17 protein-coding genes are annotated in these 18,338 nt (G+C 71.7%); 9 read left to right on the forward strand and 8 right to left on the reverse strand.

What is annotated here, in order from left to right; genetic code table 11:
• Nucleotides 1-14: 14 nt before the first annotated feature.
• Together QI554_RS19690 and QI554_RS19695 are read left to right on the forward strand one after the other, a co-directional pair.
• The gene (locus tag QI554_RS19690) at nt 15-701 is read left to right on the forward strand and encodes an HD domain-containing protein (RefSeq protein ID WP_281471422.1); all 687 of its coding nucleotides are present in this window, start codon (nt 15-17) and stop codon (nt 699-701) included.
• A gap of 41 nt (nt 702-742) precedes the next feature.
• A complete protein-coding gene (locus tag QI554_RS19695; protein ID WP_281471423.1) occupies nt 743-1,162 on the forward strand; it encodes a Rid family hydrolase in 420 nt (139 codons plus the stop codon).
• Between the two features lie 26 nt (nt 1,163-1,188).
• On the opposite strand, the gene QI554_RS19700 is transcribed toward QI554_RS19695, so the two are convergent.
• Genes QI554_RS19700 through tatA form a run of 3 tightly spaced genes read right to left on the reverse strand, consistent with a single transcriptional unit; the run spans nt 1,189 to nt 3,673 of the window.
• A complete protein-coding gene (locus QI554_RS19700; RefSeq protein WP_343230795.1) occupies nt 1,189-2,748 on the reverse strand; it encodes an LCP family protein in 1,560 nt (519 codons plus the stop codon).
• Between the two features lie 37 nt (nt 2,749-2,785).
• Nucleotides 2,786-3,361, reverse strand: a complete 576-nt coding sequence (locus QI554_RS19705) for a TerD family protein (RefSeq protein WP_281471424.1) — start codon at nt 3,359-3,361, stop codon at nt 2,786-2,788.
• A 54-nt stretch (nt 3,362-3,415) separates the two neighbouring features.
• Nucleotides 3,416-3,673: a Sec-independent protein translocase subunit TatA gene (tatA, locus tag QI554_RS19710; protein WP_281471425.1), complete on the reverse strand. Its 258-nt coding sequence runs from the start codon at nt 3,671-3,673 to the stop codon at nt 3,416-3,418.
• A 268-nt stretch (nt 3,674-3,941) separates the two neighbouring features.
• Between tatA and QI554_RS19715 the strand changes: the two genes are divergently transcribed.
• Both QI554_RS19715 and mgtA read left to right on the forward strand, forming a co-directional pair.
• The gene (locus QI554_RS19715) at nt 3,942-4,295 is read left to right on the forward strand and encodes an ArsR/SmtB family transcription factor (protein WP_281471426.1); all 354 of its coding nucleotides are present in this window, start codon (nt 3,942-3,944) and stop codon (nt 4,293-4,295) included.
• Entirely contained in the window at nt 4,279-6,975 is a 2,697-nt protein-coding gene (gene mgtA / locus QI554_RS19720; RefSeq protein WP_281471428.1) for a magnesium-translocating P-type ATPase, read from the forward strand. Before QI554_RS19715 ends, mgtA begins: the two co-directional genes overlap by 17 nt.
• A 23-nt stretch (nt 6,976-6,998) precedes the next feature.
• Here mgtA and QI554_RS19725 read toward each other — a convergent pair whose 3' ends face one another.
• Nucleotides 6,999-8,222 (reverse strand): PP2C family protein-serine/threonine phosphatase, encoded by a 1,224-nt coding sequence (locus QI554_RS19725; protein WP_281471429.1) that lies wholly within the window; start codon nt 8,220-8,222, stop codon nt 6,999-7,001.
• A gap of 192 nt (nt 8,223-8,414) precedes the next feature.
• Nucleotides 8,415-9,233: an MBL fold metallo-hydrolase gene (locus tag QI554_RS19730; RefSeq protein WP_281471431.1), complete on the reverse strand. Its 819-nt coding sequence runs from the start codon at nt 9,231-9,233 to the stop codon at nt 8,415-8,417.
• Nucleotides 9,234-9,349: 116 nt separating this feature from the next.
• Here QI554_RS19730 and QI554_RS19735 point away from each other — a divergent pair, with 116 nt between their 5' ends.
• Nucleotides 9,350-9,958, forward strand: a complete 609-nt coding sequence (locus QI554_RS19735) for a helix-turn-helix domain-containing protein (protein WP_281471433.1) — start codon at nt 9,350-9,352, stop codon at nt 9,956-9,958.
• 145 nt (nt 9,959-10,103) lie between these two features.
• Nucleotides 10,104-11,432 carry a YhgE/Pip domain-containing protein gene (locus QI554_RS19740; RefSeq protein ID WP_281471435.1) on the forward strand — a complete coding sequence of 443 codons (1,329 nt, stop codon included), beginning with the start codon at nt 10,104-10,106 and terminating at the stop codon, nt 11,430-11,432.
• A gap of 84 nt (nt 11,433-11,516) precedes the next feature.
• Here the strand turns inward: QI554_RS19740 and QI554_RS19745 are convergent, their stop codons facing one another.
• A complete protein-coding gene (locus tag QI554_RS19745) occupies nt 11,517-12,638 on the reverse strand; it encodes an Rv3169 family protein (RefSeq protein ID WP_281471437.1) in 1,122 nt (373 codons plus the stop codon).
• Nucleotides 12,639-12,709: 71 nt separating this feature from the next.
• Entirely contained in the window at nt 12,710-14,191 is a 1,482-nt protein-coding gene (locus QI554_RS19750; RefSeq protein WP_281471439.1) for an APC family permease, read from the reverse strand.
• A 395-nt stretch (nt 14,192-14,586) separates the two neighbouring features.
• On the opposite strand from QI554_RS19750, the gene QI554_RS19755 reads away from it, so the two are divergent.
• The 3 genes from QI554_RS19755 to QI554_RS19765 all read left to right on the forward strand — a co-directional run bounded on the left by QI554_RS19755 (nt 14,587) and on the right by QI554_RS19765 (nt 17,653).
• Entirely contained in the window at nt 14,587-15,042 is a 456-nt protein-coding gene (locus QI554_RS19755; RefSeq protein WP_281471441.1) for an Lrp/AsnC family transcriptional regulator, read from the forward strand.
• Nucleotides 15,043-15,266: 224 nt separating this feature from the next.
• The gene (locus tag QI554_RS19760; RefSeq protein ID WP_281471443.1) at nt 15,267-16,655 is read left to right on the forward strand and encodes a pyridoxal phosphate-dependent decarboxylase family protein; all 1,389 of its coding nucleotides are present in this window, start codon (nt 15,267-15,269) and stop codon (nt 16,653-16,655) included.
• A 173-nt stretch (nt 16,656-16,828) separates the two neighbouring features.
• Nucleotides 16,829-17,653: a hypothetical protein gene (locus QI554_RS19765; RefSeq protein ID WP_281471444.1), complete on the forward strand. Its 825-nt coding sequence runs from the start codon at nt 16,829-16,831 to the stop codon at nt 17,651-17,653.
• Between the two features lie 2 nt (nt 17,654-17,655).
• Here QI554_RS19765 and QI554_RS19770 read toward each other — a convergent pair whose 3' ends face one another.
• Nucleotides 17,656-18,195, reverse strand: a complete 540-nt coding sequence (locus QI554_RS19770; protein ID WP_281471445.1) for a hypothetical protein — start codon at nt 18,193-18,195, stop codon at nt 17,656-17,658.
• Nucleotides 18,196-18,338: the final 143 nt, after the last annotated feature.

Here is an 18,338-nt window from a genome sequence, read left to right on the forward strand (position 1 = left end):
AGCAGACTCGGGACATGACCGCATCTCCCCATGAGGCCGCCCCCAAGGGGTCGGCCGACCTGATCGCGCTGCCCGCTACACCGCTGGCGGAGGCCGTGGTGGCGCTGATCCGCCCGGTGCAGACGCCGTCGGTGTTCAACCACAGCGTCCGCAGTTACCTGTTCGCCAGGCTGGTGGCCGGCCGCCTCGGCCTGTCCGCGGGCAGCGACTACAACGACGACCTGCTGTTCTCCGCATGCGCGATGCACGACCTCGGTATCGCGACGGACGGCCCGCACCGTCAGCGATTCGAGGTCGAAGGCGCCGATCGGGCCGCCGAGTTCCTCGTCGAACGCGGGGTGCCCGCATCGGAGGCCGACCAGGTGTGGCAGGCGATCGCTTTGCACACCTCGCCGGGCATCGCGGAACGTCGCGGCACGTTGTGCGCGCTCGTCCGCGAAGGCATAGCCCTCGACTTCGGCGGCCCGACGGGAACCGGCCACGTCGAGGCGGTCACCGACGAGCAGGCCGGTGCCGTGCACGACGCGTACCCGCGGCTGGACATGATCCGTTCGCTCACCGACTCGATCGTCGCGCAAGCCGCGAAGAACCCGACGAACGCGCCCCGCTACTCGCTCCCCGGCGAACTCCTCCGTGAACGCGAGGTGTTCGGCCGGACCCGGATGGAGCACTCCGGCAGCTCGTCCCGCTGGGGCGACTGAAGACCCGCAACTCAGCGACAAGGAACAGGAAACCACCGCAAATGAGCATTCACACCGTCGCGATCCCCGAGGATTCCGAAGTCTTCGGAGTAACCGTCAGCGCCTTCGCGAACTTCGGCTACTCCGCCGCGGTCGGGTCGCACGGACATCTGTTCGTCGCCGGCACGATCGGCCGCCGAACCGACGGCACCATCCCCGACGACATCGAGGAACAGACCGAGATCGCCATCGGGCGCATCGCGGAAATCCTCCGGCTGGAAGGCCTCGATCTGTCCGCGCTCGTCGATGTGACCAGCTACCACGTCGACATCCACCGGCACCTGCCCGGCTTCTCCAAGGCCAAGGCTCGCCTGATCAGGCCTCCTTACCCGACCTGGTCACTGATCGGTGTCAGCGCACTGGCCAGCCCGGGGCTGCTCGTCGAGATCCGCGCGATCGCCGCCTACCCCGACGCGTCCTGACCGGCCGTCGCCACGACCTGGCGGCGTCAGCCGTACGACAGGTTCGAGCAGACGTCGTCGTCCGCGGCGCGGGCCTGGGCCGCGACCGCCGGGGGAACGGCGGTGGGTGGGGGTTGCGGCGGTGCCGTCGTGGTCGCGTGGGCGCTGGGGCTTTCGGCGTATCTGTTGCCCACGGTGATCCGGATGCCGACCACACGGGCAGACGCGCGCAGTTCCGCACCCGGGAGGGCCGCCGCGACTGTGTGGGCTGGGCCGACGTTGGTAGGTGCGTATTCGACGAGGGTGGCTTCCTGATCGCGGGACGCCGCGGTGCCGACAGCGGTGACGGTGAACCCGGACGAGCGCAACTGTGCCGCGGCGCGGCCCGCGAGCCCCGGTGTCGTCGTGCCGTTGAGGACGGTGACGCGGATGCCGGAGCCGTCGACGGTGGGAGTCGGCACCGGCGCGGACGAAGCGGACGGGACGGCGCTCGGCGTGCCCGGCCCGGGCCGGGCCGTGCCCCCCGCGTCCTGGTTGTCGAGGGTGCGGTCGTCGTGCAGCGCCGCCCACAGCGCGTCGGCCTCCGGGTGCACGACCGCGACCCGGTCGCCCCGGTAGCGCCACGGCACGGTCACGAAGCGGACGTCGTGCAGGTCGATGTTCTTCAGGCCGAGCCCGAAGGAGAGCAGTTTCTGGACGGACCCCAGCCCCGGGTCGACGGTCAGGGTCCTGGTCGCGGCCTGCGCGAGCGGGAGCAGCGTGGTCGGGTTGAGCCCGCGCGCCTTGACGGCCTTGAGCAGGCTCGCGACGAACGCCTGCTGGCGCTTGATGCGGCCGATGTCGGAGCCGTCCCCGATGCCGTGCCGGAGCCGCACGTAGTCGAGGGCGCGCTGCCCGGCGACGGTCTGCCTGCCCTGCGGGAACAGCGCTTTGCCGCGGGCGCCGAGGTTGGGGTTGAGGTCGCCTTGGTACACCGGCTTGGGCAGGCACACTTCGACGCCGCCGACCGCGGCGGTCATCGCGGCGAAGCCGGCGAAGTCGACGACCATCGTGTGGTCGACGCGCAGCCCGGTCAGCTTCTCGACGGTGTTCTGCGTGCACGCCGGGTTGCCCGCCGCCGTCCCGCCGACCTCGAAGGCGGAGTTGAAGACGACGCCGTCCTGCGGCGCGGTCCACGTCCCGTTCGGCTTGCGGCAGGACGGCACGTCGACCAGGGCGTCGCGCGGGATCGACACGGCCACCGCGTGCCGGTGGTCGGCGTAGACGTGCAGGAGCAGCGTGGTGTCGGAGCGGCCGATGTCGCCGTGCCCGCCGCCGAGTTCGGCGTTGGCGCCGGAGCGGGTGTCGGAGCCGATCAGCAGGAGGTTCTCACCCGCGGAGGTGTCCGGCGGCCGGTCCTGCGCGACGCCGTCGGCGTCGAAGGTATGCAGGTCGGCGTTCAGCGTCATGTAGAGCCAACCGCCCGCGGCGACGAGGACCGCGAGGACGACGGACACGACCAGCCCGATGACACGCCTGCGCCGCCGACGGCGGTCCCGGTCGCGGGCGTGCCGCAGCGCCGCCCGGTCTGTTGCGCCGGACCGGGCGGCGGCGTCCTTGTTGGACACGGATCTCCCGCGAGAAGAGTGCGCGCCTGCGGGCGGGTCAGACGTTGACGCCGAAGTCCCGGGCGATGCCGGACAGTCCGGACGCGTAACCCTGCCCGACGGCGCGGAACTTCCATTCGGCGCCGTTGCGGTACAGCTCGCCGAACAGCATCGCGGTTTCGGTGGACGCGTCCTCGGTCAGGTCGTAGCGGGCCAGTTCGGCGTTGTTCGCCTGGTTGACGATCCGGATGAACGCGTTGTGGACCTGGCCGAAGCTCTGGCCCCGCGAGTCGGCGTCGTAGATCGACACCGGGAAGACGATCTTCGCGACGTCGGCGGGCACGGTGGCGAGGCTGACCTGGATCTGCTCGTCGTCGCCGTCGCCACCGCCGGTCAGGTTGTCGCCGGAGTGCATGACCGAGCCGTCGGGGCTGCGCAGGTTGTTGAAGAACACGAAGTGCTGGTCGGACAGGACGCGGCCGGATTCGCCGATCAGCAGGGCGGAGGCGTCGAGGTCGAAGTCGGCGCCGGTGGTGGTGCGCACGTCCCAGCCCAGGCCGACGGTCACCGCGGTGAGCCCTGGCGCCGCCTTGCTCAGCGAGACGTTGCCGCCCTTGCTCAGCGATACACCCATCACACACTCCATCCCGAGAAACCGGTGCCCGCTCGCGTGCGGGCCCGGCCGTGGTCAGTTGATCCGTTGATCCGTCGTCGAGCACACGGTCTCCGGCGCCGGGACGACCGAGGTCGGCTCGATCGGGCGCGCGGCCGGGGCGTGCCGCGCGTCCGCCTCGTCGGTCTTCATGGCCCGCGCCTCGCTCTTGAGGATGCGCAGCGACCGGCCCAGGGCACGCGCCGAGTCGGGCAGCCGCTTGGGGCCGAAGAGCATGATCGCCACTATCGCGACGATCAACAGGTGCCACGGTTCGAGCCCGTTGCGCAACATGCGTTCCGCCCTTCGTTCGGCCGTGCGGGCGGAAGCCCGCTGCGGAAGACACGATGGCCGATAGTTGCAATATTGCGCAACTCTGCGAGTTCAATGAGGCCAGGTGCCTCCGCGGACGCGCGAAACCGACGCGCGAAACCGACGCGCGGAATTCCTGCCGGGGCAGACGAACCGCGCGGTGGCACGCCGACCGGGACGACCGGCGCGGCCGCCTAGACTGGCGCGGTTACGACGGCGAACGATCGGCCTCGGCCCTGGGAGGACGGCAGTGGGTGCGGACCGGACCGACGAACCGTCGGCTGAGCTGCTGGAAGCGGCCTCCGAAGCGTTCGCGCTGCTCGCCTCGCCGTCGCGCCTGCGCATCGTGTGGCTGCTGACCGAGGGCGAGAGCGACGTGACGGGCTTGGCGGAGCGGGTCGGCGGCGCGCTGCCCGCGGTCAGCCAGCAGCTGGGCAAGCTCAAGCTCGCGGGGCTGGTTCGGGCCCGCCGCGAAGGGCGGCGCATCGTCTACCGCGTCGACGACCCCGACGTCACCGCCATGGTCCGCTGGTTCGTCGGACAGCTCGCCCTGCGGGAAGGGACGCAGCCCGCCCCGGGACACACCCGTGCTCTGGGCGGCTGACCGACTCGGCGGCGCCGGAACGCACGCCCCGGCGCCTCGGGCGCCCTCGGACGTCGAAGGGCTGACCCGGTTCGAGCTCCTGCGACGGCTGGACAGCGGCCCGCGCGGCCTCACCGACGACGAGGCCGAGCTGCGGCTCGCGCGCTTCGGCGAGAACGAACTCCCCGGCACGCGCACGCCCGGCGCCCTGGCCCGGACGGCACGTGGCCTGCGCGACCCGTTCACCGGCACCCTGCTCGTCCTCGGGCTGGTGTCCATGCTGGTCGCTTCCTGGGCGACGGCCTGTGTGATCGCGTCGCTCGTCGTCGTGAGCTGCGTGCTGCGGTCGGCGGGCGAGTACCGCGCCGAGCGCGCGTCGGCCGCGCTGCGCGGACTGGTGGCCAGCACCGTCACGGTGCGCCGCCGCGTCCGCGAGGACGCCCCCGTCAAGGGGCGTGAGGTGCCGTCTCGCCACCTGGTGCCCGGGGACGTCGTCTCGCTGGGGCCCGGCGACCTCGTGCCCGCCGACATGGTGCTGCTCCAGGCCACCGGGTTCACCGTCCACCAGGGCGCGCTGACGGGTGAGTCCGCGCCGGTGGCCAAGCACGCCGTTCCCGACGAGACGGACGCGTGGGCCCGGGCGGTCGGCCCGCCGCGCTTGCCGGACCAGGCGCCGTTCGGCCAACCGCACTTGTGCTTTCAGGGCAGCAGCGTGGTCACGGGCAGCGCCACCGCGCTGGTGGTCGCGACCGGATCGGACACGTGGCCGGCCCGTGGGCGGACCGGTCGGCAGCCGACGCGCGCGGTTCCCACCGCGTTCGACCGGGCCGTGGACGGCATCGCCTGGATTCTGATCCGCTTCATGCTGCTCACCCCGCCGCTCGTCCTCATGGCGAACGCGGTCCTGCGCGGGCGCGGGGTGGAGACGCTTCCGTTCGCCGTCGCGGTGGCCGTCGGGCTCACGCCCGAGATGCTGCCGGTCATCGTGACCACCGCCTTGTCCCGCGGGGCGACCCGCCTCGCCGAGGGCGACGAGGTCATCGTGCGCAGGGCGCCGGCGCTGCACAACGCCGGCGCCATGGACGTGCTGTGCGTCGACAAGACGGGCACCCTGACCGAGGACCGGCCCACGCTGCACGAGGCGCTGGACGCGCACGGGCGACCGGACGCCGGTGTCCTGGAACTCGCGGCGCTCAACAGCTGGTGGACCGTGCACCTGGCGGAACTCCCCGTCCCCGACCCGCTGGACGAAGCCCTGCTCGAACACGACACCGGGGCCGAGGACCTCGAAGGCGTCTCGGTGCTGCCCTTCGACCCGATCCGACGCCTCGCCACCGCGGTCGTGCGCGACCCGCGGCACTGGGCCCGGCACACCGTGGTCACCAAAGGGGCCGTCGACGCGGTGTTGGGGCGGTGCACCAGCGTGCGCACGGCCGCCGACCGCGGCGCGACCGCGCACGTGCCGCACGCGCGGACCGAGCCCGACGCCGCGTCACCAGGTGTTCGACCGCTGGACGACGACGAACGCACTCGACTCGCCGCGCTGGCCGGCTCCTACGCCGCCGAGGGCCTGCGCGTCCTGGCGGTCGCCACCGCACAGCTGCGCCCAACGTCGGGCACCTACACGCACGCCCACGAACACGACCTCGCCTTCGTCGGCTTCGTGACCTTCCGCGACGCGGTCGCCGACACCGCGCACGCCGCACTCGGCGCGCTCACCGGCCAGGGCGTCGCGGTCAAGGTCCTCACCGGCGACCATCCCGGCACCGCCGCCCGGGTCTGCCGCGAGCTCGGGCTCGAACCGGGACGCATCGCCCTCGGCCCCGAGGTCGACACCCTCGACGACGCGGCGCTCGCCGACCTCGCCGCCGCCACCACGGTCTTCGCGTACTGCACTCCCCAGCACAAGGCCCGGATCGTCGACGCCCTGCGCCGGGAGGGGCACACCGTCGGCTTCCTCGGCGACGGCGTCAACGACCTGCCCGCCCTGCGGTCGGCCGACGTCGCGCTGTGCCCCCGCGGAGCCGTGGACGTCGCCCGCGAGGCGTCCGACGTCGTCCTCGCCGACAAGGACCTCACCGCCATCAGCCGCACCGTGGCCGAAGGCCGGCGCAGCAGCGCCAACATCGCCTGCTACCTGCGGATCACCATCTCGTCGAACCTCGGCAACGTCATCGCGATGCTGGCGGCCGGGGTCATACTGCCCTTCCTGCCGATGCTCCCGGTCCAGGTCCTCGTGCAGAACCTCGCCTTCGACATCGCGCAGCTCTCCCTCGCCTTCGACCGGCCCCGCGACGCCGACCTCAAGCGGCCGTTGACCCTGCGGTCGGGCCGCTTCCTGCGGTTCGTCACCGTGTTCGGCGCGCTCAACGCCGCGGCCGACCTCGCGACGTTCGGCGTGCTGCACTGGAGCACGGACAGCGAAACCGCCTTCCACGCGGGATGGTTCACCGAGAACCTGCTGACCCAGGCGGTCGTGATCGTCCTCCTCAGGTCCGGCACGCGTGCCGCGCACGGATCGGTCCCGCGCGCCGTGCAGGCGGCCCTCTGCGGCCTCGCCGCGGTCGGGCTCGCCGTGCCCGTCTCGCCGCTCGCCCCGGCGCTCGGGATGTCGCCGCTGCCGCCGGTCTACTACGGGCTGCTGGGGCTGGTGCTCGCGGCATACGCCGCGGTGCTGGCCGCCGTGCGTCCGACGCGCTAGCCGCCGACGGCAGCGGCCTTCGTCTACAGGCGCAGGACGACCAGGGCGGTGTCGTCAGTGGCACCGACGGCGGGGAGCAGGTCGAGCAGGAGGGCGTCGGCGAGCCCGTCCGGGCCCAGGGCGCGGTGCGCGGTCAGGGAAGTGACCAGACGTTGAAGGCCGGTGGTGATGTCCTCGTGGCGGCGTTCGATCAGGCCGTCGGTGTACAGGACGAGGGTGTCCCCCTCGGTGAAGGCCAGTTCGGCCTCCAGGCGGGGCTGGTGCTCGGGACGGGCGCCCAGCGGCGGGTCGGTGGCCTCGTCCAGGAAGACCACGGTGCCGTCGGTGCGCAGCAGGGCGGGAGGGGGATGCCCCGCGCTGCTGTAGGTGAGCGTTTGGGTGTTCCAGTCGATGTGGACCGATACCGCGGTGGTCGATTCGGCGCCCTCGACCGCGCGCGCGTACAGGCCCAGCACCTCGAGCCCCTGGGCGGGACCCGTCGCCACGCGGGAGGCGGCGCTCAGCGCGCTGCGCAGTTGGCCCATCACCCCGGCCGCGGCGAGCCCGTGGCCCACCACGTCGCCGACGGCGACCGCCATGCGCTCGCCGAGCTCGACCAGGTCGTACCAGTCCCCGCACACGTTCAGGGCGCCGACCGCGGGCCGGTACCGTACGGCGCTCTGGTGATGGTCGGTCAGACGCGGGGCGGGCAGCATCGCGTCCTGCAGGGTGAGGGCGACCTCGCGCTCGCGGGCGTGGGCCTGGCGCAGCCGCTCGTTGACCTCCTGCAGTTCGCGGGAGCGGGTGTACAGCTCCGCCTCCAGCACCCGGGCCCGGTCGCCTTGGGCCCGGCCGCGGGCGCGGATCAGCTCGGTGACCTCTTCCACCCGGTGCACCAGCAGGACCACGCGGCCGTCGGCGTCGAGGACCGGGGCGTTGATCGGGCTCCAGTACCGCTCGTCCCACTCCCCCGGGTGCTCCAGCGACTCGACGTCGTAGCGCTGCAGCGCCATCGTGTCACGCTCGCCCGAGGCGAGGACCCGGCGGAGCGACGCGTCCAGGTTCCGGGCACCGCTCGCGGCGGGATCGTTCGGGTTGTCCGGGAACACCTCGAAGACGTTGCGACCGATCAATGTCTCAAGCGGGCGCTGGGAGTTGGTCACGAAGTCGTCGTTCGCGTCCGCGTACACCAACTCCGGCGTCAGAAGCGCCACCATCCCCGGCAGCGCCTGGAACACAGCGCGATAGTCGATGTCCGGCCCGCTCACGCCCACGCACCACCTCCGCAGGCCCCGCGGGCCTCTTCGTGTCCACGGTAGGAGCCTGTGCGGGAGTTCCTGCGGTTTGCGCCGCCGGACGGCGTCGTTGTCACACGACTGGCCTACGTCCCGAGCGCGCTGACGCGGCCGGCCGGACAGGGCGAACCTGCCCGGCCGGCCGCCGTCGGGGGCGCGGCGCCGTCAGCCGATCGGTGGCGCGAGGTACTCCAGCGCGTAGCCGTCGCCGGACGGGGTCACGCGGGCGATGCCGGGTGAGTCGAGGTGCGCGCCGGCGACGAAGTGGTCGGGCTGGGCGAGTTGTTCGAGGAGCCTCGCCCGCGCGGCGCGGGCCTGGGACTGGTCGCCGTCGAGCTCCCAGGACACCGTCGGCTGTTCGAACTGGAGCGTGGGGACGTGGACGGTGTCGCCCCACGCGAGCAGGCGGCCCGCGCTGCTCGTGACCTCGTAGACGGTGTGACCGGGTGTGTGGCCCGGCGTCGGGATCGCGGTGGCCCAGTCGTTGATCGCGACCTGCCCCGACACGGGGACGACCCGGTCGCGGATCGGCTCGAGGCGTCCCGTGAACACCGACGTGTCGCCCGCTCCCATCCACACGCGCTCGAGTTTGGCGAAGGCCTCCGAACCGTCCGGCGCGATCAGGCCGCTCACGTGGTCCTCGTGCCTGTGGGTGACGGCCACGTCGGTGATCTCCGCGCGGTCGACTCCCGCTTCGTCGAGCGCGTCGTAGATCAGTCCCATGGTGGGGTCGTGCCAGGCGTCGGACGCGCCGGTGTCGATGAGGAGCGACCGTGTGCCGTCGGTGGCGAAGAAGGCGTTGACCGACAGCCGCAGGTTGCCGCCGACGATCGGGACGGCGGCCGGCACCTCGTCGAGCGGGCACCCGCACTCGTCGCGGAGCCGGGTGGGCGGCATGTCGATGTACCCGTCGCGCAACGCGACCACCTGCAAGTCACCGAACGCGAACGTGGCGTGGAGCCGGCCACTCGAGACCAGAAGCATGGAACCCCTCCGTCGTGTCGGGCGCGCCTCGTGCGCGTCTCCAATAGAAGATGAGATCTTCTTTAGAAGAAACCCTACACTGTCGGCAGCGAGGCATCGATCGATCGAGGAGCACGGTGGTCGGGCAAGACGGCAACGAGGCCGAACCGCAGCAAGGCGACGACCTGGCCGGGGCGTTCGGCCGCAACGTGCGGCGACGCCGCGAGGAGGCGGGCCTGACGCTGGAGCAGTTGTCCGTCCAGTCGTCGGTCAGCCGGGCGATGCTGTCCAAGGTCGAACGCGGCGAGAAGAGCCCGACGATCGGCGTCGCGTCCCGGATCGCCCACGCGCTCGACGCGTCGCTCTCGGACCTGATCGGTGCGCCGGCCGCCGCCGCGTCGGGCGTGGCCGTGGTCATGCGCAAGAAGGAACGCCCCGTCTTCCGCGACCCGGAGACCGGCTTCGAGCGGCACATGGTCTCCGCGGCCCCGGGCGCGGGAGGGGCCGAGATGGTCGTCCACCACCTCCCCGCGCAGGTCTCCCTCGGGCTGCTGCCCGCCTATCCGTCGGGCACGGAGAAGCAGGTCGTGGTGCTGGACGGCACCCTCACCGTCGCGATCGGCGGGATCAGCGAGACCTTGAACGCGGGCGACTCCTTGTTCTTCCAGGCCGACGCGGACCACGGCTTCGCCAACCGGACGAACGCGCCGTGCGAATACATCATGGTCATCACGCGCAGGGCCTGACCGGCGTACCGGCCGGATCGGCTCAGCCGGCGGCTGTTGCTCCGCGTGGGTGGGGCCCGGCGAGGCGTACGCGCAACGTCGGCCCGTCACCGAAGCCCGTCGCCACCATGGGCCGTGTCACGCACCCGACGGCGAAGGCCCCGCGATGAGCAACAGCAGTTCCGAGCCGCCCGCGACGTCGACCTGGGTCCGGGCACGCGACGTGCTGCGGCAGCCGCGCATGTGGGTGCTGTCCGCCATCTCGGGGACCGTCGTCGTCGCCTTGATGTCGATCATCTACTTCGGGTACACCGTCGATCCGCCCGGCCACCTACGAGGCCTGCCGGTCTCCGTCGTCAACCAGGACGCCGGCGGTGAGGTCGCCGGCCGGCCGGTCAACTACGGACTCCAGATCACCGACACGCTCGCCGGCACCCCGACCATCACCCGGCGGCTCGACGTCGACGTGACGTCGCTGCAGCACGCGAAGGAGCAGATGGACAAGGGCCACAGCTACGTCACCGTCCTCGTGCCGCCGGACTTCACCCGGTCCGTGCTCGCCCTCGGTGGCGGCGCGCCGCCCGCCACCCCCGGTGTGCCCGTCGTCCAACTCCTGACGAACCAGCGCGCCGGGTCGACAGGCGTCGGCCTGGCGACCGGCGTCCTGCAGCCCGCGCTGGCCCAAATCACCGACGCCATCGGCCAACAGGTCGCGGCGAGCCCGGGCCTCGCCCAGGCGAGCCCCGAGATCAAGGCGGTCGTCGCCGAGGCCGTCCAGGTGACGACCGTCCCGTACCGACCGCTGCCGTCGCACACCGGGCTCGGGTTGAGCGCCTTCTTCATCTCCCTCATCGCCACGATGTGCGGCTTCATGGGCGGCACGATCGTGCACACGAACGTCGACGTCGCCCTCGGCTACGCCACCAGCGCCATCGGGCCCCGCACGACACAGCGCAGGCCGCGCCTGATCACCCACTGGCAGATGCTGAAGACCAAGTGGCTCCTGGCGGCCGCCATCACCCCGCTGCTCTGCGCCGTGATGCTCATCGCCGCCGTGGGAATGCTCGGCATGGACGCGCCGCACCTCGGACTCCTGTGGGTGTTCCTCTCCCTCAGCGCCGTCGCGGTCGCCATCGGCACCCTGGTCCTGCTCGTCACGCTGGGCCAGGTGGGGCAGTTGGTGGCCATCCTGGTGTTCGTCTATCTCGCGCTGGCCTCGTCGGGCGGATCCGTCCCGCTCCAGGCCCTGTCCGGGTTCTTCCGCTTCGTCAGCGCCTTCGAGCCCCTGCGCCAGATCCTCGACGGCGTCCGCTCCATCCTCTACTTCGACGCCCAGGCCGACGCCGGCCTCACCCGAGGCTTCGTCATGGCCACCATCGGACTGGCCTTCTGGCTCGTCCTCGGCGCCGCAGTCACCAACCGCTGGGACCGCAAGGGCACACACCGCCTCTCACCGAAGGTCGTGGACCTGCTCAGCAAGCACGACACCGACTGACCGACGGCGGCCCGTGGCTGCGGCGCGGGGGTGGCTGCCCGGGCGCGAACGCCCGGGCCCGCGACCGGCTCAGAGCCGTTCGGTTCAGGGAGCGACCGACTCCCAGCCGGTGAACTCGCTGGGGTCGTGGCGGCCGAAGGTGCCGTGTTCGAAGATGCCGAAGCCTTCGGCTTCGAGGCCGTCGGGGCCTTCGAGGCGGGCGGTGGCGACGTGGTCCACGACGGAGTACGCGGTGCGGCGGGCGACCGCTTCGTCGGCCTGGTCGTAGGTGGCGCCTTCGAGGTACTTGTCGCCCTTCCACAGACCGTGGTTCCAGTCGGGGTCGCCGCCGTAGCCCGCGCCGACGTTGAGGGCGATGTACCCGTGGTTGTCCAGGTGCAGGCGCAGGGGGCGGCGCTTGCGGTCGGTCAGGTGGAGGGTGCCGCCGAGGGGGCGTCGGGTGCCCGAGGCGTACCGGACCTCGAACTCGGGCCAGCCGAGCTGCTCCGGCTTGCGGCCGTCGGCGAAGACCCGGACGGCCTCGTTGAGGAACCGCGTGCCGTCGGCGTCCTCCTGGGCGATGACCATGACGGCCTGGTCGCCGAGGTCGAGGGGGATCCAGTTCCACCAGAACCCGTCGGAGGCGGCGGGACGCCCGGCGGGCACGGCCTCGCCGGACGGCCGGATCCCCCACGACCGGTCGCGGGAGCCGCCCCAGCCCTCGTGGGTGAGGGTGAGCTCCTCGCCGTGCAGGGTGATCGTGCCGGTCCAACGGCCGATCTGCACGAAGCGGGACGCGTCGAGGATGGTCTTGTGCGCGGTCCGCTGGATGTGGCGCGGCTCGGCGATGGGCGCGAACGGCGACTCGAACGTGATGTCCATCGCGATGCCGTGTTCAGGGGCGTCGCACACCACGCGGAGCCTGCGCAGCGGGTCGAGCACCTCGATGCGGTACGGCCCGACCTCCTGCACGAGCCGGTCCGGCCCGAGCGCGCCGGACGTCCGGACCGCGTGCTGCTTGCCGTCCTTGCGCACGACGACGTACGCGTCGACGACCCCCAGGTTGGGGTACACGCCGAACCCGGTCGCGACCTGGACCGATCCGTCGCGCGTGTAGGCGTGGTAGATGCACCGGTCGTAGAAGTTGCGGTCGCTCGTCCCGACTTCGCTCATGAAGAGCGGAACCTGGTGGATCGGGTACTCGTCGAGCGGACTGGGCACCGGCACGTGCGGCCTCCTACGCAGATCAGACCTTGCTGCCGGGGAGTCTCGCCCCAACAGTTGACCAAATCAAGTGCTTAGCGGGAGGCGCCCACCGGGTCCGGGGTCGGCTCGGGGGTGGGGGCCGTGGGTGCGAGGCGGGAGTGGTTGCGGCTGTAGGCGACGTAGACGACCAGGGCCAGGGCCAGCCAGGCCGCGAACATCACGTAGGTCTCCAGGGGGAGGCCGTAGATCAGGTAGGCGCAGAAGGCCACCGACAGGAGGGGGACGACCGGGTAGCCCGGGACCTTGAAGGTTCGGGGCAGGCTCGGGGCGGTGCGGCGGAGGATGAGGACGCCGATCGAGACGACGGAGAAGGCGACGAGGGTGCCCATGCTGGTGAGGTCGGCCAGTTTGTCGAGGGGTACCAGGGCGGCCAGGATCGCCACGAAGACGCTGACGACGACCGTGTTGCGGACCGGGGTGCGGGTGCGCGGGCTCAGGCGGGCGAAGGTGCTCGGGAGCATGCCGTCGCGGCCCATCGCGTACAGGATGCGGGTCTGGCCGAAGAGCACGACCAGGGTGATGCTGAAGATCGATATGACGGCGCCGGCGGCGAGGACGGTCGCGGGCCAGTCGGCACCGGTGATGTTGTGGAGGATCGCGGCGAGGCCCGCTTCCTGGCCCTCGAACTCGGTCCACGGCTGCGCGCCGACGCCGACGAGGGCGACCAGCACGTACACGACGGTCACGACGGCCAGCGAGCACACGATCGCGATCGGCAGGGTGCGGCGGGGGTTGCGGACCTCTTCGCCCGCGGTGGACACGGCGTCGATGCCGATGAACGAGAAGAAGATCGTCGAGGCGGCGGTGCCGATGCCCGCGATGCCGAACGGCGCGAAGTCGCGCAGGTTGTCGGACGAGAACCCGCTCACGCCGACCACCAGGAACAGCGCGAGGACGGCGAGTTTGACGACGACCATGATGGCGTTCAGGCGCGCCGATTCGCGGGTGCCGCGCACGAGCAGCAGGCAGCACATCACGACGAGGACGACGCCGGGCAGGTTCAGCACGCCGCCGTCGGCCGGGGACGCGGAGACGGCCTGCGGCAGGTGGACGCCGAACACGCGCTCGGTGAACTCGTTCAGGTATTCGCCCCAGCTGACCGCGATCGCGGCGCCGGACACCGCGTACTCGAGCAGCAGGCACCAGCCGACCGCGTAGGCGGTGAACTCGCCGAGGGTCGCGTACGCGTACGAGTACGACGAGCCGGACACCGGCAGCGCGCCCGCCAGTTCGGCGTAGCAGAGGGCGGTGAAGGCCGCCGTGATCGCCGCGATGACGAACGAGACGATGACCGCCGGCCCGGCCTCGGGCACCGCCGAGTTGAGGGCGAAGAAGATGCCGGTGCCGATGGTCGCGCCGACGCCGACCATGGTGAGCTGGAAGGCCCCCATGGTGCGCCGCAGGCCGCCGGCCGCGTCGCCGCCGGCCGCGTCGTTGTGGGCTTGTTCCGCCGCGAAGGCTTCGATCGGCTTTCTGCGCAGGAGTTGTTCCCGGAGCGTGACGCGCGAGCTCAATGTCGGCCCTTCGGGCAGGTGGGGCAGCCGACGGCCGACCACGGTGCCCGGGGTGCGCCGTCCGGCGCTCCGAACGATGGGATGGGTGTGGGCCACCTGCCGCAGCGGCGAGGCCCGGGTGGAGACATTAGGCACCCAACGCGTCGCGTGAACCGCCTATGCGTGTCGTCATACGCTGGAATTGTTGCGTATGTGATCAGATCACAGCGATTCATTGTGTTTCTCACTCGTTGTCGATCGCTCAGAGCTCAGCGTTGTCGCTCTCGTGACCGCGTGTTGAGCTCCGCGAGCGCACGGTGGGATACCGTCGCCGTGCCACGCAGCACACACGCACAACACCCGCACCACACCCGCACCGCCCCTCACGCTCCCGAACCCCGCGAGGACTCCGCCCCATGGCCATCGACGCGCTGGACAGCGGCATCATCGCCGCGCTGATCGACGACGCGCGCGCGACGTACGCCGAGATCGGCGCGAAGGTCGGCCTGTCCGCGCCGGCCGTCAAGCGCCGCGTCGACCGGCTGTTGGAGACCGGGGTGATCACGGGGTTCTCGGCGGCCGTGGAGCCGTCCGCGCTGGGGTGGACCACCGAGGCGTTCGTCGAGCTGTACTGCCGGGGCCGCACGTCGCCGGACGACATCGCCCGCGCGCTGGCGAAGCACCCCGAGGTCGTCTCGGCGAGCACGGTGACCGGCGACGCGGACGCGGTGATCCACCTGCTCGCCTCCGACGTGCAACAGTTCGAGAAGGTCCTGGAACGGATCGGCGCCGAGCCGTTCGTGGTGCGTACGAAGAGCTCCGTGGTGCTGTCCCGCCTGGTCAGGCGCACGGGCTCGGGCGCCGGGGACTGAGCCGGACCGGGCCGGGCCGGGCCCCGCGACCGTCGGCGACCCCGTGCCACCCCGCGGCGCGAGCAATGGATCACCCGGCAAGCCTCGAAGCGCGCAACAGATCGCGCATGACGTGCAAGATCGACGGGTTGGCCGGGGCCCCGGTCCTCTTTAGGGTTCTGGGAGCCGGTGAGAACGCCCGGCGATCCCGTACGTCCCTCCGCGAGAACGTCGAGAACCCGCGCATGCCCGAAACGCACCCGTCCGCCCTGCCCATGCACACGTACGACCCGGAGCTCGCCGATCTGGTCTTCGCGTACATGCGCGACCGGCTGCAGCTGGACCCGGTGCCGCTCGACCACCCGGGAGTGAAGGACAAGCTGGACCGCACGCTCGACGGGCTGCTCGGCGCGGAGGGCAACAACCCGGCCGACGTCATGGCGCTGTACGCGGACCACCTCGCGCCCGCGGTCATCTCGTGCGACAGCCCGCGCTTCCTCTCCTTCATCCCGGCCGCGCCGACCAAGGCCGCACTGCTGTTCGACATGGTGGTGTCCTGCGCGTCGCTCCAGGGCATCTCGTGGCTGGAGGCGGCCGGCGCGGTCGCCGCCGAGAACCAGGTGCTGCGGCTGCTCGCCGACTTCGCGGGGCTGCCGGAGACCGCGGGCGGCTGCTTCGTCAGCGGCGGCTCGGCGGGCAACCTGTCCGCGCTGGTCGTGGCGCGCGACACCGGCAGCCGCCGCAGGCTCGCCGAGGGGTACGCCCCGACCGGCCCGTGGCGCATCGCGGTCAGCGACCAGGCGCACTCCTCGATCGGCAACACGCTGCGGATCATGGGCGTGGACGCGCTCGTCGTCCCGACCGCCGACCACCGCTTCACCGGCGATGCGCTGCGCGCCGCGCTGGCCGCCGACCCCGACCCGCGCTCGGTCGTCGGCGTCGTGGCCACCGCCGGGACGACCAACGCGGGCATAGTCGACGACCTCGCCGGCGTCGGCGAGGTCGCCCGCGAGTACGACCTGTGGTTCCACGTGGACGGCGCCTACGGCGGCGCGGGCCTGTTCGCGCCGAGCGTGCGCGCGAAGTACGACGGCATCGAGCTGGCGGACTCGTTCGTGGTGGACCCGCACAAGTGGCTGTTCGCGCCGTTCGACTGCGCGGCGCTGATCTACCGTCAGCCGCAGCTCGCCCGCGGGGTGCACACGCAGGACGCGTCGTACCTCGACGTCCTGCACACGGACGCCCCGGAGGAGTGGAACCCGACCGACTACGCGTACCACCTCACCCGCCGCGCCCGCGGCCTGCCGCTGTGGTTCTCCCTCGCGGTGCACGGCACGGACGCCTACCGCGACGCCATCGAGGCCGCCCTCACCCTGGCGCGCGAGACGGCGCAGCTGATCCGCGAGACCCCTCACCTCGAACTGATCCGCGACCCCGAGCTGTCCGCGGTCATTTTCCGCCGCAAGGGCTGGACGGCGCAGGACTACAACACGTGGTCCCAGCGGCTGCTGGCGGGCCAGATCGGATTCGTCACCCCCACCGGCTGGGAGGGCGAGACCGTCGCCCGGTTCGCCTTCCTGCACCCGGGCACGACGATGGACATGGTCCGCGAGATGCTCGCCACGATGGCCTGACGCCCCGTCAGCGACGCTGTCCCCGAAGGCCCCTGCGCACCGGCGCGGGGGCCTTTCGCGTACCTGGCGCCCGTCCGCAGCGGCGAAGCCTCTCCCGGAGGCCAAGGCGCCGGGCGAGACTTGAGGTAACGCACGGTTTCCGTATGGGGCCCGGGTCCGTACGATGCGGGATCATGACGGGGGTCAGCGACGGAAACAAGAACCGGGGCACCATCGTGCTGGTGGTGTCGGCAGTGGTGTTCGCGGTGGCGGTGCTGCCGAACGTGCTTGAGGACAAGGACGATCGGCGGACCCCGGCCGCCCTCGCGGGCGCGTCCGGCAATCAGCCGACGGGGCGGGCGCCGACTGGCCCCGTGCCAAAGGGCGGGCTGCCGACCGGGCTGTTCCCGACGGACTTCCCCACCGACGTCGCGACGGCGCCGCAGCGCACTTCGGCCGGGGGCGGCACGGTCGCGCCCGCTCCTCGGCCCACGGCCGCCGCGACGACCCGGAACGCCCGCGAGGAAGCGTTCGCGTCGGTCGCGAGCAACGGCACCTGCCTGAACACGTGGCAGACCGGTGTCCAGACCGGTCACGTCTGGAGCAAGGACCCGCCGCCGGCGGTGGCGTGCGGCTCGGACTCGGCGTTCGTCAGGGTCATCGGCGTCAACGTCACCAACTGTCCGGAGACCGACCCCGGCGTCGCCGCATGGCGCGCGGAGGGCTACGAACTGTGCCTGGAAAGGCAGTTCCGACAAGGGCAGTGCTTCCTCGTGAAGCGCGACGGCGGTACGCAGGACTCACCTGCGTACTCCGCCAACCTCTTCACCTGGGTCGACTGCGACGCCGCCCGGATCCCCTCGGAGTACGACTCCATCCTGGCCATCACCGGCGTGTACCGGGCACCCGCCACAGTGCAGCCAGGTGTCTGCTCCCGGGTCGCGGGAGACCGCACGCGGTACTGGTACTGGGTCAGCCGCGACACCACCCTGGTCTGCGCGACGTACCCGAACCGCTGAACTCACTTGCGGGTGCTGCCGAACACCACCGTGAGCCCGACGAACAGCGCCAGCCAGAAGAGTCCCCCCGACGCCACGTAGTACGCGCCGGTCACCGCCGCGAGCCCGCAGTACCCTGCGCAGACGCGCGACAGGACGATCTGGAACTGCGCCGGGCCATCCTTGTTGAGGCGCACGACGAGCGCGAAGGCCACCGCGGCCCACAGGGCGGCGCGCGGCTGCCCGAACGAAACCGAGTCGTACAGGTCTGACGCCTTCCGGTACCAGTCCTTCTCGGAGAGCTCCGCCGTCGTCTTGAGCATCGAGCGAAGCAGGGCGTCCTCGTACGAGCTGAGGTTCTTTGGGTGGCTGACCCTCGAACGCCAGTACTCCGAGACCATGAGCACTGCCAGCCCCAAGCCCTGAAGGAACGCGGCGAACCTGTCGCCGGCGCCCAAGCGCGGGGTGTCGGCCGTGCCGCCCGGGCTCGCTCCCGCCGCCCCGCCTGCGTGCGGTTGTTGCCGTGGCGTGTTGCCGTCCTGTGTTCCCCCGTTGGCTGCCATGTGCCGCAGCGTAGCGAGGAGTTCGGTACGACCGAGGGTGCGCCCCGCCCCCGCCGCAATTCCGGCGCCGGTGTCCGACCCGGGCGTCCTGGCGGACTGTTCTGCCGTGCGCTTGCGGACACCGCACCGAAACACACCCTTGT

Source organism: Yinghuangia seranimata (genome assembly GCF_029953285.1).
In the GTDB taxonomy this organism is placed as follows: Bacteria; Actinomycetota; Actinomycetes; order Streptomycetales; family Streptomycetaceae; genus Yinghuangia; species Yinghuangia seranimata.

Bases quoted from the DNA above. Each gene is read 5' to 3' on its own strand.
- QI554_RS19770 (WP_281471445.1), bottom strand. From the start codon at position 18,195: ATGGCAGCCAACGGGGGAACACAGGACGGCAACACGCCACGGCAACAA.
- QI554_RS19755 (WP_281471441.1), top strand. From the start codon at position 14,587: ATGGCCATCGACGCGCTGGACAGCGGCATCATCGCCGCGCTGATCGAC.
- QI554_RS19695 (WP_281471423.1), top strand. From the start codon at position 743: ATGAGCATTCACACCGTCGCGATCCCCGAGGATTCCGAAGTCTTCGGA.
- QI554_RS19740 (WP_281471435.1), top strand. From the start codon at position 10,104: ATGAGCAACAGCAGTTCCGAGCCGCCCGCGACGTCGACCTGGGTCCGG.
- QI554_RS19690 (WP_281471422.1), top strand. From the start codon at position 15: ATGACCGCATCTCCCCATGAGGCCGCCCCCAAGGGGTCGGCCGACCTG.
- QI554_RS19760 (WP_281471443.1), top strand. From the start codon at position 15,267: ATGCCCGAAACGCACCCGTCCGCCCTGCCCATGCACACGTACGACCCG.
- tatA (WP_281471425.1), bottom strand. From the start codon at position 3,673: ATGTTGCGCAACGGGCTCGAACCGTGGCACCTGTTGATCGTCGCGATA.
- QI554_RS19705 (WP_281471424.1), bottom strand. From the start codon at position 3,361: ATGGGTGTATCGCTGAGCAAGGGCGGCAACGTCTCGCTGAGCAAGGCG.
- QI554_RS19730 (WP_281471431.1), bottom strand. From the start codon at position 9,233: ATGCTTCTGGTCTCGAGTGGCCGGCTCCACGCCACGTTCGCGTTCGGT.
- QI554_RS19765 (WP_281471444.1), top strand. From the start codon at position 16,829: ATGACGGGGGTCAGCGACGGAAACAAGAACCGGGGCACCATCGTGCTG.